This is a genomic window from Collinsella sp. AF19-1LB, assembly GCF_003459655.1.
Taxonomy (GTDB): domain Bacteria; phylum Actinomycetota; class Coriobacteriia; order Coriobacteriales; family Coriobacteriaceae; genus Collinsella.
Genome location: NZ_QRWO01000015.1, coordinates 44648 through 61703 on the forward strand (window position 1 = coordinate 44648; position 17056 = coordinate 61703).

14 protein-coding genes and 1 tRNA gene are annotated in these 17056 nt (G+C 59.2%); 14 read left to right on the top strand and 1 reads right to left on the bottom strand.

Translation table 11 applies throughout. The features are described from left to right. Positions 1-6: 6 nt before the first annotated feature. From DWX39_RS05755 to DWX39_RS05775, 5 genes are all read left to right on the top strand, one after another. Complete coding sequence (locus DWX39_RS05755) at positions 7-1086, top strand: branched-chain amino acid ABC transporter permease (protein WP_117758808.1); 1080 nt, start codon at positions 7-9, stop codon at positions 1084-1086. Further along, positions 1076-1936, top strand: a complete 861-nt coding sequence (locus DWX39_RS05760; RefSeq protein ID WP_055287178.1) for an ABC transporter ATP-binding protein — start codon at positions 1076-1078, stop codon at positions 1934-1936. The genes DWX39_RS05755 and DWX39_RS05760 overlap by 11 nt, the downstream gene beginning before the upstream one ends. After that, complete coding sequence (locus tag DWX39_RS05765; protein WP_199411351.1) at positions 1937-2650, top strand: ABC transporter ATP-binding protein; 714 nt, start codon at positions 1937-1939, stop codon at positions 2648-2650. Between the two features lie 294 nt (positions 2651-2944). Then, entirely contained in the window at positions 2945-3622 is a 678-nt protein-coding gene (locus DWX39_RS05770; RefSeq protein WP_117758809.1) for a copper homeostasis protein CutC, read from the top strand. Between the two features lie 3 nt (positions 3623-3625). Then, the gene (locus DWX39_RS05775; RefSeq protein ID WP_117758810.1) at positions 3626-4423 is read left to right on the top strand and encodes a DUF4931 domain-containing protein; all 798 of its coding nucleotides are present in this window, start codon (positions 3626-3628) and stop codon (positions 4421-4423) included. Between the two features lie 30 nt (positions 4424-4453). On the opposite strand, the gene DWX39_RS05780 is transcribed toward DWX39_RS05775, so the two are convergent. Further along, complete coding sequence (locus DWX39_RS05780) at positions 4454-5452, bottom strand: bile acid:sodium symporter family protein (protein ID WP_117758811.1); 999 nt, start codon at positions 5450-5452, stop codon at positions 4454-4456. Positions 5453-5728: 276 nt separating this feature from the next. Here DWX39_RS05780 and recJ point away from each other — a divergent pair, with 276 nt between their 5' ends. The 9 genes from recJ to rplT all read left to right on the top strand — a co-directional run bounded on the left by recJ (position 5729) and on the right by rplT (position 16768). Continuing rightward, the gene (gene recJ / locus DWX39_RS05785) at positions 5729-9016 is read left to right on the top strand and encodes a single-stranded-DNA-specific exonuclease RecJ (protein ID WP_117758812.1); all 3288 of its coding nucleotides are present in this window, start codon (positions 5729-5731) and stop codon (positions 9014-9016) included. Positions 9017-9031: 15 nt separating this feature from the next. Then, complete coding sequence (locus DWX39_RS05790) at positions 9032-11392, top strand: bifunctional (p)ppGpp synthetase/guanosine-3',5'-bis(diphosphate) 3'-pyrophosphohydrolase (RefSeq protein ID WP_117758813.1); 2361 nt, start codon at positions 9032-9034, stop codon at positions 11390-11392. A gap of 88 nt (positions 11393-11480) precedes the next feature. Beyond that, complete coding sequence (locus DWX39_RS05795; protein ID WP_117758818.1) at positions 11481-12164, top strand: MBL fold metallo-hydrolase; 684 nt, start codon at positions 11481-11483, stop codon at positions 12162-12164. A 194-nt stretch (positions 12165-12358) separates the two neighbouring features. Beyond that, positions 12359-13225, top strand: coding sequence for a class II fructose-1,6-bisphosphate aldolase (gene fba / locus DWX39_RS05800; RefSeq protein WP_117758814.1), 867 nt, complete (start codon positions 12359-12361; stop codon positions 13223-13225). A gap of 352 nt (positions 13226-13577) precedes the next feature. After that, positions 13578-15011 carry a transglutaminase-like domain-containing protein gene (locus DWX39_RS05805; RefSeq protein WP_117758815.1) on the top strand — a complete coding sequence of 478 codons (1434 nt, stop codon included), beginning with the start codon at positions 13578-13580 and terminating at the stop codon, positions 15009-15011. Between the two features lie 39 nt (positions 15012-15050). Then, positions 15051-15137: transfer RNA gene (locus DWX39_RS05810), tRNA-Leu, on the top strand. A gap of 431 nt (positions 15138-15568) precedes the next feature. Then, the gene (infC, locus tag DWX39_RS05815) at positions 15569-16138 is read left to right on the top strand and encodes a translation initiation factor IF-3 (protein ID WP_089573296.1); all 570 of its coding nucleotides are present in this window, start codon (positions 15569-15571) and stop codon (positions 16136-16138) included. Between the two features lie 32 nt (positions 16139-16170). Continuing rightward, on the top strand, positions 16171-16362 hold the full coding sequence (rpmI, locus tag DWX39_RS05820) for a 50S ribosomal protein L35 (protein ID WP_006234422.1): 192 nt from the start codon (positions 16171-16173) through the stop codon (positions 16360-16362). 46 nt (positions 16363-16408) lie between these two features. Continuing rightward, the gene (gene rplT / locus DWX39_RS05825; protein WP_006234421.1) at positions 16409-16768 is read left to right on the top strand and encodes a 50S ribosomal protein L20; all 360 of its coding nucleotides are present in this window, start codon (positions 16409-16411) and stop codon (positions 16766-16768) included. The last annotated feature ends 288 nt before the right edge of the window (positions 16769-17056 follow it).

Here is a 17056-nt window from a genome sequence, read left to right on the forward strand (position 1 = left end):
AGCGTTATGAAGTTTCTTAAAGACAAGCAGACGCGTCACGACTTTGTTACGTACGCCATGTGCATCGTGGCCTTCGCCATCGTGTTCTTTATGCAGTCGAACCACATGATTCCGCGCATGATCGCCGGTCAGCTGGTTCCCATCACGGCCTATATCGTCATGGCCATTTCCCTCAACCTCGTCGTCGGCATCGCGGGCGACCTGTCGCTGGGTCATGCGGGCTTTATGAGTGTCGGTGCCTACACGGGCATCGTCACCGCGGTCGCCCTCGAGAGCGCCGTTCCCTCCGATCCTGTGCGCCTTATCATCAGCATCGTGGTCGGCGCCATCGCTGCCGCCATCCTGGGCTTCTTGATCGGTATCCCGGTCCTGCGCCTGAGCGGCGACTATCTGGCCATCGTGACCCTGGCTTTTGGCGAGATCATCAAAGAGATCGTCACCTGCCTTATTGTGGGCGTCGACTCCCGCGGCCTGCACGTGATCTTTAACATCACGGGCAACTCTACGATCGACGACCTGCATCTGCTCGAGGACGGCACCGCCATCATCAAGGGCGCGCAGGGCGCATCGGGCGTGTCGACCTATTCGACCTTCCTCGCCGGTGCCATCCTGGTCATGGTCGCACTCGTGATCGTGCTCAACCTGGTTCGCAGCCGTACCGGCCGTGCCATTATGGCCGTGCGCGATAACAAGATTGCAGCCGAGTCCGTAGGCATCTCCGTCACCGAGTACCGCATGATTGCCTTCGTGGTTTCCGCTGCCCTCGCCGGCGCTGCCGGAGCCCTCTTCGGCGGTAACTTCTCGCAGCTTTCCGCCACCAAGTTCGACTTCAACACGTCCATCCTCATCCTGGTATTCGTGGTCCTGGGCGGTCTGGGCAATATGCGCGGCTCCGTCATCGCGGCGGCGTTGCTCACGGTGCTCCCCGAGCTGCTCCGTCAGTTCTCGGACTACCGCATGCTCATCTACGCCATCGTGCTGATCCTGGTCATGATCTTTACCAACAACCCGCAGCTCAAGGCGTTCTTCGGTCGCGTCAAGGACCGCTTTGCTTCCAAGAAGGAGGTGGCAGCCGATGCCCAGTAAGTTTGAGTTCAACAAGGGCAAGATGGTCCCGTATCCTTCTGGCGCCATCGTTCCCGACCGCGACCTGGGCGAGCGCCCGGCACTCGAGTGCATCCACCTGGGCATTGAGTTCGGTGGCCTTAAGGCAGTCGACGACTTTAGCCTGACTATCGGCAAGACCGAGATCGCCGGTCTCATCGGCCCCAACGGTGCCGGTAAGACCACGGTCTTCAACCTGCTCACCAAGGTGTATCAGCCCACGCACGGCACCATCCTGCTCGACGGCGAGGACACCTCTGGCAAGTCGGTCTATCAGGTCAACCGTATGGGCATCGCCCGTACCTTCCAGAACATTCGCCTGTTCAACACCATGACGGTGGAGGACAACGTTAAGGTCGGCCTGCACAACCAGGAGCGCTACTCCGGCTTTGAGGGCGTGCTGCGCCTGCCGACGTATTGGAAGCACGAGAAGGCCGCCCACGAGCGTGCCATGGAGCTGCTGTCCATTTTTGACATGGAGCACCTGGCAAATGAACAGGCCGGATCGCTGCCTTACGGCGCTCAGCGTCGTCTGGAGATCGTCCGCGCGCTTGCCACCAACCCCAAGCTGCTGCTGCTCGACGAGCCTGCCGCCGGCATGAATCCGTCCGAGACCGCGGAACTCATGGAGAACATCGTTAAGATTCGCGACACCTTCGGCATTGCCATCATGCTTATCGAGCATGATATGTCGCTCGTTATGAACATCTGCGAGGGCATCTGCGTGCTCAACTTTGGTAAGGTCATCGCCAAGGGCACGGCAGAGGAAATCCAGAACAACGACGCTGTTATTGAGGCATATCTGGGCAAGCAGGATAAGGGGGAGAACTAAATGGCAGAGCTGATGCTTTCCGTCTACAACATCAACGTCTGGTACGGCGCCATCCACGCCATTAAGGACATCTCCTTTAACGTTAACGAGGGCGAGATCGTGGCCTTGATTGGTGCCAACGGTGCCGGCAAGTCCACAACGCTCAAGACCGTCTCGGGCCTGCTGCGTTCCAAGACCGGTTCCATCAAGTTTATGGGCGAGGACATTACTCATACGCCCGCTGATAAGCTGGTTGGTAAGGGCCTGGCTCAGGTTCCCGAGGGTCGTCGCGCCTTTTTGCAGATGACGGTCGAGGAGAACCTGGAGATGGGTGCCTATACGCAGCCCAAGTCCACGGTGGCTCCGGGCTTGGAGCGCGTCTACGAGCAGTTCCCGCGCCTGAAGGAACGTCGTCGCCAGGTCGCCGGCACCCTTTCAGGCGGCGAGCAGCAGATGCTCGTTATGGGGCGCGCCCTTATGAGTAACCCCAAACTGCTCATGCTCGACGAGCCTTCCATGGGTCTGGCACCGATTCTGATCGAACAGATCTTCCAGATTGTCGAGGACTTGCACAAGGCCGGTACCACGGTGCTTCTGGTCGAGCAAAACGCGCAGATGGCGCTTTCCATCGCCACACGCGGTTACGTGCTCGAGACCGGCAAGATCACCATGACCGGCACTGGTCAAGAGCTGCTGCACGACGACAACGTCCGCAAAGCTTACTTGGGCGGTTAGGCGGTTCCGCCGTTCTACCGAACGGCGGACCAGTCGACGCTGCGCGGGCACCAGAGCGACAGCTTGTCATTCAAAGAGGGCGGCATGACCAGAAGGTCTATGCCGCCCTCTTTTCATGCCAATCTGTTCGCTCTGGTGCCCGCTCGCTGTCCGTCCTCTGCCTGCGGCGTTGGAGGTAGTCGTTGGGGACGTTTTCCTTCGTCCCCACCAAATCATTTTGCTCTGTCATGCGGGTTGGTTTTTAAAGTGCGACAATGCCGTGTGGAAATAGAAATGTCATCTGGGGGTCTATCTATGGTGTACGAGTTTTGTGCCGAGAACTTTGAGCGGGTGCCGGCGGCTATCGATGCCGGTGCAAGGCGTATCGAGCTGTGCGACAACCTTGCCGTTGGTGGCACCACGCCTTCGGCCGGCGTTATCAGCGCTACGACCAACTATGTCCACGAGCACGATGCACGGGTGATGTGCATGATTCGCCCGCGTGGCGGCGACTTTCACTACGACCAGGACGAGCTGCGCATGATGGAGATGGACCTGGGCCTTGCTGTGAGCGCCGGCGTTGACGGCCTGGTCTTTGGCTGCTGCAAGCCCTGTGCCAGCGGCTGGGCGCTCGACGATCTTACGCTGGGCGCTCTCGTGATGGCTGCGGGCTGCGCGACCGAGGAGTGCAAGCGTGAGCCCATCGACATCACCTTCCACATGGCATTTGACCAGCTCTCGCCCGAGGCTCAGCTCGATGCGATTGATACGCTTGCCGACTGCGGCGTTACGCGCATCCTCACGCATGGCGGCGCTGCCGGCACGTCGATCGAGGATAATTTCGATCACCTGGCTCGTTTAATCGAGTATGCGGGCGATCGTTTGACCATCCTTCCCGGCGGCGGCATTACTACGGCAAATCGCGACGCGGTCGCGGCGGCGCTAGGCGTCTCCGAGCTCCATGGCACCAAGATCGTGCCGCTGGAGGTATAACCCGTGGCGCTGGTATTTGACGTTCAGCAGGCGAGCGGCAAGCCCGACGATAATCGTCGCCTTGGCACCGCGTGCCCTTTTTGCGACACGGAGGGGCTCGCCAACATCATCCAGCGCGATGGTGACTGCATCTGGCTCGAGAATAAGTTCAAGACCTTGCGGGCCACCCGTCAGACCGTATTGATCGAGTCGGCCAATCACGACGCCGACCTGGTGACCTATGAACCGGATGAGCTGCATCATGTGATGCGGTTTGCCCTGGGCTGCTGGCAGCAGATGATCGATTCCCAACAGTACCGCAGTGTGCTCATGTACAAGAACAAAGGCCCGCTTTCGGGCGGCAGCCTCGTCCATCCACACATGCAGATTGTGGGCTTGGAACAGGAGGACGGCTATGCGGCGCTGACCTCAGCCAACTTTGAAGGCATCGATGTTTGGCGACACGGGAGGGTCGCGGTCAACATCTCAACCGAGCCGATCATGGGATTCTTTGAGGTCAACGTCTCGGCTCCACAGGGAATCGCCGCCAGCGACGACGCCCGCGACCAAGCCGAAGCGGGCCTGTTTGCCGATGCGATCCAGGTAGCTCTGTGCTATATCCTGCACGAGCACCACGGCGGTCGTGCGGAGTCGTACAACTTGTTCTTCTACCACATGGACGGCCGGACCATTGCCAAGGCGCTGCCACGTTGGGTGGTTTCGCCCTACTTTGTGGGCTATCGTTTGGCCCAGGTCAATGCCGAGACAACGCTCGATGTCGATGCCGAGCGCCTACGCGCGCATCTGGAAACGCTCGCGTAGCAAGGCGAGTGCCTGCGAAAAGCGTGCTGCCTAGCTTGCCATCGCGTCGCGGCCGGCCTTGACCCGCTTGCGCTGTTTGGCGCGCTCCTCGCCGGTCAGGCGCTCAAAGAGATGTCCGATAATCGAGGCCAGCACCTGTTGAAACAGCGTACCGCACATGACGGGGAATACGACCTCGCCGGGAAAGTACTGTGTGGCGATGACGGCGCCCGAAGAGATGTTACGCATGCCGCAGGTAAAGCACATGGTGGTCGTCTCGCTATACGGCAGATGCAGGGCACGTGCGACCAGGATGCCGATGATAAAGCCACTGATGGCGAACGAAAGGATAAAGAGGGCGACTTCCAGGCGCACCGCGTTCATGTGCAGCACGTACTCGCTCATGGCGGTGGAGTTGGACGCGATGACCCCCATCATCATGAACTTGCAGGCGGGCGAGAGCGCGGGGGAGAGTTTCTCATGACCCCAGCCGCGCGTGAGTTCATTGATCACGATGCCGAGCACGGCGGGGATGGCGATCATAAAGGCCATGTCCTGCATCATGCTCGGCACATCGATCGAGACGGTGGCGCCCAGCAAGAGCTTGAGCGTAAGAGGAATCGTCACAGGTGAGATGACCGAGGACGTCAGGATGATGGTGAGCGCGAGCGGGCCGTTGCCGCCGAACATGCTAATCCACATAAAGGCAGTGACTGCCACAGGTACGCTGTACTCGAGCACGATACCGCAGACAAGGTTGGGATTGGAGCCAAAGAATAACGATCCCATGGCATAGGCTGCGATAGGGATAAGCACCGCCGAGACGAGCAACGCCAAGACCAGGTGCAGCGGACGGCGGAACACCTCGGTTACCTGGTGGAAGGTGTTGCTGAGCGCACCCTGAAACGTCATAAAGGCAAACAGGGCGGGAACGATAGGCTTGAGTACGCCAATCTGCTGGGGAAAGAGCACACCGAGCGCCACGCAAATCGGAACGATGACCTGCATGTATCCCGCGAGAAATTTGCCCAGTCCAACCCATTGCTTCATATGCGCTTGCGACTCCCTTTGCTCGTGAATCCGTTTTGAATGGATATGCTAGACGCTCGCATGCGTCCGTGCGTCAGAAACGCTCGAATATTTCGAGGCTATTACCGGCATCGTTTACCGAAACCGCGGCGTGCTGCGGCGATTTGCGTCCGTGCTGCACGGTATAATAAATCCGTTCAACAGATCTGCCTGCCGAAGCGGGCATACACAGAGGACTCATCGCTATGAACCGTGAGAGGTATCGCGGCGACCTGCCCCTATCGGGGGTGGGCGCCTATGTCATCGCTTAAGACGACGCATCGCTGGGCGGTCGCTCAGCAAAACCCCGAGCTCGAAAAGGAGCTTTCGGTTGGCCTGGGCATTCCCGGGCTGGTGGCGCGCATTATGGTTGCGCACGGCATTACATCCATCGAGGAAGGCCAGCTGTTTTTGACGCCTTCGCTCGATCGCGACTGGGCCGACCCACTCATTATCCCAGGCATGTCGGTCGTTGCCGACCGCGTCGAGCATGCTATTCGCAACCACGAGCATATCGCGGTCTTTGGCGATTTTGACGTTGACGGTATTACGTCGACCTGCCTGTTGACCGAGGCGCTGCGCACGTTTGGCGCCGATGTTACGCCGTTTATTCCACATCGCTTTGACGAGGGCTACGGTCTTTCGCGCGCGGCGCTCGACCGCGTTAACGAGCTCGCTCGTCCCCAGCTGATCGTGACCGTCGATAACGGCATTGCCGCCAAAGAAGAGGTTTCCTATCTGGAGAGCCTGGGGATCGATTTGGTGGTCACGGACCATCACGAGCCCTCCGATCAGGTGCCGCAGGGCGTGCCCCTGACCGACCCTAAACTCGAGGATAAGGGCCCCTCGCGTGAACTTGCCGGTGCCGGTGTGGCGCTCAAGCTGGTGCAGGTTTTGGGCGAGCGTCTGGGCAAGCCGTCGTATTGGCGTTCGCTGATTGAGGTCGCGGCACTGGGTACCGTGTCCGACATGATGCCGCTCACGCCCGAGAATCGCGCACTGGTCGCCGAGGGCATCCAGCAGATGCGCGTGACGGCTCGTCCCGGTTACATCGCGCTTGCAGCGCTCGCCAAGGCCGATCTGGCTACCATTACGGCGGACGGTCTATCGTTCTCGCTCATTCCCCGCTTAAACGCCGCCGGCCGCATGGCCGATCCCAAGCTGGCGCTCGACCTGCTGCTTGCCCGCGATCCTATCGAAGCAAGTGCACTGGCGGCCGAGCTCGAGGAGATCAACCGTCAGCGTCGCGAGATTGAGGCGGAGCTCACGCGTGATGCCATGGCAAAGGTCGAGGAGACCTATGATGGCGGTCGCGCAATCGTCGTGGGTGGCGAGGGCTGGCACGAGGGCGTTAAAGGCATCGTGGCGAGCCGCCTTACCAACCGATATCACGTGCCGGCGTTGCTCTTCTCTATCGAGGACGGTATAGCACGTGGCTCGGGCCGCTCGGTGGGCAAGGTCAACCTGTTCGAAGCCGTCGAGCGCTGTTCCGACCTGCTGATTCGCCGCGGCGGGCATGCCGGTGCGGTGGGCGTGACCATCGAGGCGTCCAAGCTCGACGAGTTCCGTCGTCGCCTTTCCGCCGTGTTGTCCGAGCTTCCCGCCGAGGACTTTGAGGACACCGATGAGGTTGCCGCCACGGTCGACCTTTCCGAATTGAATATCGAGACCATCGAGCAGATTTCTCGCCTTGAGCCGTTTGGCCAGGGTAATAAGGTGCCGCTGTTGGCTGCCGAGGGCGTGACGATGTGCGATCGCGCCGTGGTGGGCAAGACCGGCGAGCATATGCGCTTCGTGGCGACGGATGGCGCCACGAGTGTGCCGGCCATCATGTTTCGTGTGCCGCAGATCGATAGGCTTATCAATTGCGATAGCGCCGTCGATTTGGTGTTCGAGGCCGTGGCCGAGCATTGGCAGGGACGTGTGAAGCCCAAGCTCATGATCAAAGATGTCTTGGTGCGCGATACCACGGCACCCAATATCGACGATCCGGCATGTGAGCTTCGCCGCGGCGTACAACCGGCGGATTCTGGCCTGCGCCTGGAGTCGCGTAAACGCGAGACGCTTGCCCAACTTTCCTATACCGAGCTCACGCGCTCGCTCATTCACAGCTTTATCGGATCGAACCAGCCGCACCGCGCGCAGGTCGAGGCGCTCGATGCCCTGGCCGATCACCAAAGTGTTCTGGCCGTTATGGGAACGGGGCGCGGCAAGTCTCTTATCTTCCATGTGCATGCCGCGCGCGAGGCGGTTCTTCGCGGGCGTGCGAGTATCTTTGTCTATCCGCTGCGCGCGCTCGTTGCCGACCAGGCCTATCACCTTTCCTCGACGATGGCCGCGCTCGGCATTGGCGTTGGCGTGCTGACCGGCGAGACCGTGGAGGCGGCGCGCGATGACGTGTTTGCCGGCCTGGCTTCGGGCCGCACCGGCATTGTTCTCACGACGCCTGAGTTCCTGTCTATCCATCGCGATCGCTTTGCACGTTCTGGACGCATCGGCTTTGTCGTTATCGACGAGGCGCACCATGCCGGTCTTGCCAAAGGCGGCGACCGGAGCGCATACCTCGACATGCCCGATATCCTCAAAGCCCTGGGCGACCCCGTTGTCATGGCGGCAACGGCTACCGCGACGGCCCCGGTCGTGGCGGAGCTTGCTCGTGTATTGCCGATTACCAGGACGGTGGTCGACGAGACCGTTCGCGAGAACCTGCAACTCGAGGACGACCGTGACCTTGCGAGCCGCGAAAATCGCCTGGTGTCGATCGTGGCGACGGGGGAGAAGACCGTTATCTACGTGAACTCGCGCGACCAGTCCGTGGCGCTTGCCAAGACGTTGCGCAAACGCGTTCCCGACTGTGCGACCCATATCGCGTTCTATAACGCCGGGCTTGCGCGCTCCGATCGCCGCCGTGTTGAGGAAGCCTTTAGAGACGGAAGTCTCAGCTGCATCGTTTCAACTTCGGCCTTCGGTGAGGGCGTCAACCTGCCCGATATCCGTCATGTCGTGCTCTACCACATGCCGTTTGGCGCCATCGAGTTCAACCAGATGAGCGGACGTGCCGGCCGCGATGGCCAGCCCGCCGTGATCCATCTGCTCTATTCGTCGCGCGACGCCCGCATTAACGAGCGCCTGCTCGACTGCTATGCGCCCGAGCGCGACGAGCTCGTCACGCTCTATCGCGCGCTGCAGACCATGTGGCGCTCCAACCGCGGCAAAACCGGGGACGATTCCTTTAGTGCGAGCGATATCGACATCGCGCAGATGTGCCTTGCCATCGATGCTCGCACGCCGGTCGACGAGCGTTCGGTGGAAAGCGGCCTGGGAATCTTCGAAGAGCTTGGTTTCTGTCGAGTTTCGGGGTTTGACGACACTCGTCGCATCGCGATGGCCGAAAACCCCGGCCGCGTGCAATTGAGCAGGTCAATTCGCTATTTGGAGGGCTTGCGCTCGCGCATGGAGTTTTCGGCTTTCCGGAGCTGGGCGCTCGATTCGTGCGCTTCTGATATGCTAGCCAAAGTTAACCGCCCGATCGTACCGCGGGCCTAGGGGAAGGGGACCTCGATGGATGCCGCAGCCCGTACCGCCCATGATTCCACCCTCCAGCCGTTTTCGGAGATGGAGCACTATAAGCATGCCGATGAGCTGCCGCCCGAGATTATGGCGGACAGCTACGACAAGCTGGAGCGCCTGTGCCTCAAATATATGAATGAGGACGACTTTTCTAAGGTTGAGCAGGCCTACTGCTTTGCCGCCGAGAAGCACTGCAACCAAAAGCGCCGCTCGGGCGAGATGTACATTAACCATCCCGTCGAGGTTGCCATCATTTTGGCCGATCTCAAGATGGACTGCGATGTGGTGTGCGCCGCGCTGCTGCACGATACTGTCGAGGATACCGAGACCTCGCTCACCGATGTTTCCGGCCTGTTTGGCGATACGGTGGCCGAGCTCGTCGATGGCGTGACCAAGCTCACCAACATCGAAGTCGACAGCATGGACGAGAAGCAGGCGCTCACGCTGCGCAAGATGTTCCTCGCCATGTCCAAGGACATCCGCGTCATCATCGTTAAACTTGCCGATCGTCTGCACAACATGCGAACGCTGGCAGCCCTGCGCGAGGATCGTCGCCTGTTTAAGGCTCGCGAGACCATGGACGTGTACGCGCCCTTGGCCGACCGCCTGGGCATGAGCTCTATTAAGTGGGAGCTCGAGGACCTGTCCTTCTTCTACCTGGAGCCCGATGCCTACCAGCGCATCGCGCGTATGGTAGCTGAGTCGCGCGAGGTCCGCGAACGCTACCTTGCCGAGACCATCAAGACGCTTACCGATGAGCTCAACCGCATTGGTCTGGAGGACTTCCAGATCAACGGCCGCTCCAAGCACTATTGGTCCATCTACCAAAAGATGAAGCGCAAGGGCAAGGAGTTCTCCGAGATCTACGACCTGGTGGCGCTGCGTGTAATTACCCATTCGGTGCGCGATTGCTACTCCACGCTCGGTGCGGTGCATACGCTGTGGCACCCCATGCCTGGTCGCTTTAAAGACTATATCGCCATGCCTAAGGTCAATAACTACCAGTCGCTCCACACGACGGTCATCGGCCCTACGGCTCGTCCGCTCGAGATTCAGATTCGAACCTACGAGATGCATGAGCAGGCCGAGTACGGCATTGCCGCCCACTGGCTATATAAGAAGTCGGGCGGATCGTCTGCTTCCAAGACCAATGACGCTCAACGTTTGGACGACCAGATCAACTGGCTCAAGCATTCGCTCGATTGGGCGGCTTCCGACGAGATCACCGATGCCAAGGAATACCTGCACTCGCTGAAGGTCGATCTGTTCGATCAGGAGATCTTTGTCTTCACGCCCAAAGGCGAGGTCATGGCGCTTCGTGCCGGCTCCACGCCGCTCGACTTTGCCTATGCCGTTCACACCGAGGTGGGAAACCACTGCGTCGGCGCCAAAATCAACGGTGCGGTGGCTCCGCTCACGCACGAGATCAAGACGGGCGACCGCGTTGAAATCCTGACTAACAAGAGTTCCAAGCCGTCGCGCGATTGGCTCAAGATCGTTAAGACACCTTCCGCCAAGTCAAAGATCCGCCGCTATTTTGCCGCCGCGACCAAGGACGACGACGCTGCCGCCGGTCGCGATATGCTGGCCAAGGACCTGCGTAAGCGTGGCTATGGCATTTCTACGCCGCGTTCGACGCGTGCACTCAACGCCGTGGCGGAGCAGTTTAACTTCAAGCAGCTCGAGGACCTGTTTGCCGCCGTCGGCGCCGGCAAGGTTGCCCCGCGCGCTGTGGGCAATAAGGTCGAGCAAATCTTGGACCCCAAGCCCGAGGAACAGCTCACCAAGGCCGAGGCTATCGCCGAGGTCGTGAAGCAGCCCGCTCGCGGCTCCAACCGCAAGCCGCAAAAGCGCGGCAAGAGCGCCAGTAACGGCATTATCGTCAAGGGCGAGAGCAACAGCGGCCTGCTGGTCCGTCTGGCTCATTGCTGCAACCCCGTGACGGGCGACGACATCGTCGGCTTCATCACGCGCGGTCGCGGCGTTTCGGTGCATCGCGCCAACTGCCCTAACGTCAAGGGTCTCATGGAACATCCCGAGCGCATGATCGATGTGGAGTGGGACGGCGCTGCCGACACCCTCTTCCAGGTCGAGATCGTGGTCGAGTGCCTGGACCGCATGGGCCTGCTCAAGGATGTCACCATTGCCATTGGCGATGCGGGCGGTAATATCCTTTCTGCCGCCACGTCGACCAACCGCGAGGGTATTGCAACCCTGCGCTTTATGGTCGAGATCTCGGACGCGAGCGGTCTGGATCCGCTGCTGGCTTCCATCAGCAGTGTCGATTCGGTCTACGACGCTCGCCGTCTTATGCCCGGCGAAGGCGGAGCTCAGCTCAAGCGCCGTGTGTAGGTGCGAGAGCCTCTCAGCATCATAGATATTGGTTACGTTCGAGGCATCGTTTGGTGCCTCGAACGTATTTTAGAAGGAGGGTATGCGCATGGGCGATATGACTTTGGACCTGACACCCCGAGGTGCAGCTTCGATTGAGGCACTCGTCAACGGCCCGATTCAGACCAACAGTTACGCCGTGATTTCGAATGACGAGTGCTTAATCGTCGATCCGGCGTGGGAGGGCGAGCGTCTTGTGGAGCATATCCGCACCGCGCATCCCGAAGTTCGCGTACTCGGCTCTGTCTGCACGCACGGTCATGCCGACCATGTTGGCGGGGTCGCCGGGGTTCGAGCTGTCGTTGGCGACAGCGCACTATATGAGTTGTGCGCTAAGGACGTGACGGTGCCTCGCGCAAATATCGAGGAGCAGCGCGCCATGTGGGGTATTGAGACGCCCGATCCGGGCGAGCCGACGCGGCTGCTTGCCGAGGGCGATACGATTGAATTGGGCGATATCTGCCTGCAGGTGATCGAGACGCCGGGGCATACGCCGGGCGGCATCGTCCTGTTCGCCGCGACCGAGCAGGGGAACATCGCCTTTGTGGGCGACACGCTTTTCCCGGGCAGCCACGGTCGTACCGATCTTTCTGGCGGTGACGAGGCGGCGATTATGCGCTCGCTCTCCAAACTTGCCAAGACGCTTCCGCCCGATACCGTTTGCTTGACGGGCCATGGCGATTCGACCACGATGGCGCGCGAACTTATGCAGAATCCGTTTATGCAGATGTAGGCTCGAAGCCGTCTTTCGAATCACGAAGACCGCTCAATCGTCAAGCTATTTTCCCCAGTGGGTCGATTCTGTGGGGCAAACGGTCAAAATTTGTCCAATCGGATGGTATTCGTGAACAAACGAACGTTTATGCTCGGGTATGTCGTGGTAAAATCTCAGGCGTTATCGGAGCAACCTTACAGGAGGTTTCTTTTATGCTCGTCAACGCAGCAGACATGCTCAAGAAGGCCGAGGCCGGCAAGTACGCTCTCGGTGCCTTCAACACCAACAACCTCGAGTGGACCCTGGCTATTCTCCAGGCCGCCGAGGAGGCCAAGTCTCCGCTGATCCTTCAGTGCACCGCTGGTGCCGCTAAGTGGATGGGCGGTTTCAAGGTCTGCGCCGACATGGTCAAGGCTGCCGTCGAGGCCACGGGCGTTACCGTTCCCGTCGCCCTTCACCTCGATCACGGTTCTTACGAGGACTGCTTCAAGTGCATCGAGGCCGGCTTCACGTCCATCATGTATGACGGCTCTCACGAGGAGACCTTCCAGCTTAACCTCGACCGCACCAAGGAGCTCGTTGAGCTTGCCCACTCCAAGGGCATGTCCATCGAGGCCGAGGTCGGCGGCATCGGCGGCACCGAGGACGGCGTGACCTCCAGCGGCGAGCTCGCTGATCCTGCTGAGTGCAAGCAGATTGCTGACCTGGGCGTCGACTTCCTCGCCTGCGGTATCGGCAACATCCACGGCGTGTACCCTGCCGACTGGGCTGGCCTTTCCTTCGAGCGCCTGGGCGAGATTAAGGCTCAGACCGGCGACCTGCCCCTCGTCCTGCACGGTGGCACCGGCATCCCCGAGGATCAGATCAAGAAGGCCATCTCCCTGGGTATCTCCAAGATCAACGTCAACACCGATCTGCAGCTCGTCTTCGCCAAGGGCGTTCGCGAGTATATCGAGGCTGGCAAGGATCAGCAGGGCAAGGGCTTTGACCCCCGCAAGCTCCTCAAGCCTGGTCGCGAGAACATCGTTGCCCGCACCAAGGAGCTCATGGAGGAGTTTGGCTCCGTCAACAAGGCGTAAGCGTCGCTAAACTTCCCGCCGGAAGCCCCGTCTCCCTACACTGTTTCCTTTGCGCTCACCTGGCTTCGCCAGAAGTCGCGCCAAGGAAACAGTTCCGGGGGACGGGGCTTCCTTCGTTTAACGCCGCAGGGTTACGAGTCTGAATTAAGGTGGCTACTGGCTTCGCTAGAAGTCGCGCGACGGAATCAACTCCGGGGAAACGGGGCCTCCTTCGTTAACTCGCTACAGGGTTACTGGGCTGAATTCATTTTTTCTAGGTACCGTTTATCGGTGTTGAGGGTTCCTTTATTGGGGCTTTCTTTTTTATCTCGCTACAATGGGCTTCAAGAGTTCTAATGACTTGGAGTTTGGTATGGCTGTTATTAATGTGCTGCCTTCGGATGGGAAGGTTATTGACGAGGGTCCAGTTGGTTGCTCTGCTGATGTTCGCTGTGATGACTTTCGTCATCTCGATGTTGGACTGCCGCCCGAGATTTTTCGTCTTAAGGATGCCGGGTATTTGACGCAGGCTGTTGCTGCCTGCGATCGCCTTTTGGAGCAGAACCCCGAGCCTTCGCTGGCTGCTTGTGTTCGTGCCGAGCGGTATCGCATGCTCGAGACGCCGCTTCATTTTTCGGTGTCGCGCGATCAGGCTATTACGATGATTCGCGAGGAGTGGCCTGAGTTTACCGAGGAGCAGTTTGACGATCTGATTGACCGTAAGCGTATTGACTGGCGCTTTATCGATGGCGAGCTGTTCGTTCTCGACAACTTCCTCGATTCGCTTCGCGTATATCCCAAAGAGGTCCCCGGCATGCGTCCCGATCCTACGGACGGAATTGCACTGCGCAACGAGATGCTCAAGGAGATGGAGTCGCAAAACGGATTGGCTCGCGTCATTACGCTTAAAGCGTCTGTGTCTGTCCCCGGCGCTCTAGAGGGGGAGACCGTTCGCGCTTGGCTTCCCGTTGCCGCCACCTGCCGCCAGCAGTCTCGGGTCGACATTCTCGACATGACGCCGGAGGGTGCTGTTGCTCCCGCGAACGCTTCGGCGCGTACCGTCTCGTGGTCTTCTTCGAGTGAGCGCTCATTCTCGGCGACCTATCGCTATCACATCGATGCTGCTTATTGTGATGTCTACGGTGGCACACTTCCGGTTCATCCGCGTATGGACGCGCCTCTGCCCGAGGATATTTCCGAGGACCGTCCGCACATTGCATTCACGCCGTATCTGCTGCAGCTGACGGCCGGTGTTGTTGACGGACTCGAGGATCCGCTCGATCGCGCCCGTGCTATCTATGATTACCTGACGCAGCATATCGACTATCGCTATCAGCCGCCGTACTTGCTTTTGGGATCTATTGTCGATGACTGCGCGCATTCGCTCCGCGGCGATTGCGGCGTTATGGCGCTCACGTTTATCACCATGTGCCGTATCGCGGGCGTGCCTGCCCGTTGGCAGAGCGGCCTGTACGTTGCGCCCGATTCGGTGGGGTCGCACGACTGGGCAGAGTTCTATACGCCGCAGACCGGTTGGCTCAACGCCGACGTGTCATTTGGATCTTCTGCTCGCAGGATGGGGGAGGAGTGGCGCCGCCGTCACTACTTTGGCAATCTCGACCCGTGGCGTATGGTGGCCAACAATCGATTCCAGGCAGAGTTTGAGCCCTCTTTCGACGGCATGCGCGAGGACCCTTACGATAACCAGATGGGTGAGGCTTCGGTCGACGGTCGCGGATGCCGTCGGCGCGAGATGCTCCGCACGGTCGAACTCATCGAAATGCTCGAAGTTCCATTTTCGGACTAATCGGTAGAAAGCTGTGATAAACTAACTCACGCATTGCGTGCCCGAGTGGCGGAATTGGCAGACGCAGTGGACTCAAAATCCACCGTTGGCAACAACGTGCGAGTTCGAGTCTCGCCTCGGGCACCATACATGCAAGTGAGCGTTCAAGGGGGTTGCGGCCCCCTTTTTCGTGCCGAACTCGCGTGAGCGCGCGAAGCGTTAAGCAAACAGGCCTGTGGCCTGTTTGTAGCGGAGCGTGGCGAGGGCGCCACGCGCCCGAAGCCCGGGGCTTCGCGAAGCGAAGGCCCTTCGAGTCTCGCCTCGAGCACCATACATGCAAGCGAGTGTTCAAGGGGGTCAAGGTCCCTTTTTCGTGTACGTAATGTGATAACGCGCTGTACGTGTTATTATTCGCAAGGCGTTGTTCCCACAATGCCCTAAAGAGGAACCTGAGGGTTCCCACCTTTTGGCGCCAATGAGCAGCTGGCTGGTCATACAACTTAGATTCCCTTCCTCAAATCGAGGAAGTCTATGTGTACGACCTGGTTGCTGAGAAGCGCCGGGTTATTTTTTTATGAATGGAGGTAGGGAAAATAGCTAAGTCTGATGACACCCGCATCAACGACGAGATCACTGCATCTTCGTGTCGTTTGATTGGCGTCGATGGCTCTCAGCTCGGCCTGTTCGCCATCCGCGATGCCCAGCGCGTCGCCGACGATCAGGGTCTCGACCTGGTCGAGATCGCTCCCAACGCGGAGCCGCCGGTCTGCAAGGTCATGGACTACGGTAAGTTCAAGTACCAGCAGGCCATGAAGGCCAAGGCTGCTCGTAAGAACCAGTCCAAGGTCGAGGTCAAGGAAATGAAGTTCCGACCCAAGATCGACGTTGGCGACTACGAGACCAAGAAGGGCCACGTTCTGCGTTTCCTCAAGAAGGGAGCACGCGTTAAGATCACCATCATGTTCCGCGGCCGTGAGATGGCTCACCCGGAGCAGGGCCTTAACGTTCTCGAGCGTCTCGCCGAGGATCTCAAGCCTTACGCTACGGTCGAGTCCAAGCCTAAGATGGAAGGCCGTAACATGCTTATGCTGCTCGCCCCGATTAAGGGCGCCTTCGATGAGGATAAAGCGGCAAGCGATAGCAAGTAACTAGTGTTCTGTAACCGATTAAGGAGTATTTCATGCCTAAGATGAAGTCCCACAGCGGCACCAAGAAGCGTTTCCGCAAGACTGGTACCGGCAAGCTTATGCGCGCCAAGGCTTTCAAGAGCCACATCCTGAGCAAGAAGTCCACCAAGCGTAAGCGTGGCTTCCGTCAGGAGACCGAGATCGCCGCTGCCGACCGCAAGGTCATCAAGTCGCGTCTCGCCTAAGTTCGCGTTCCCGTTTTTCGTTTTACCGTCTAGGAGTTGATAGAACATGGCACGTATTAAGCGCGCTGTTGCCGCCAAGAAGAAGCGCCGTACCGTTATGCACCGTGCGAAGGGTTACTACGGTGCCGCTTCGCGTACTTACAAGCATGCTAAAGAGCAGGTCCAGCACTCCCTGCAGTATCAGTATCGTGATCGCCGCAACAAGAAGCGCGAGATCCGTTCTCTCTGGATCACTCGTATCAACGCTGCTGCTCGCCTGAACGATATTTCTTACTCTCAGTTCATGCACGGCCTGAAGGTTGCCGGCATCGAGCTCGACCGCAAGGTCCTGGCTCAGATGGCTTACGAGGACATCGAGTCCTTCAACGAGCTGGCTACCATCGCCAAGAAGGCTCTCGAGGCCTAATAGATTCTCTTGAATCGCTAGGGGAGTGTCGCGTTGTGCGCGGCGCTCCCTCTTTTTATCTGAAGCGCGGTTTACATTGCTAAAAGCGCGGGTAGATAGACACTTACAGGTGACCGATCTCTATATATTCCTGAACCAAAGGGTCATCATCTGATACGTGCGGAAGATCCGCACCAGTCTTTCTATTAGCTATAGAAAGCGATATGTTGTGTAGGACTTGTGAAGAGTGGAATTGACGTCCCACAGGGCTTCGCGGTCTGGCAATATATCTCCTTGCCGCGCGGCCCG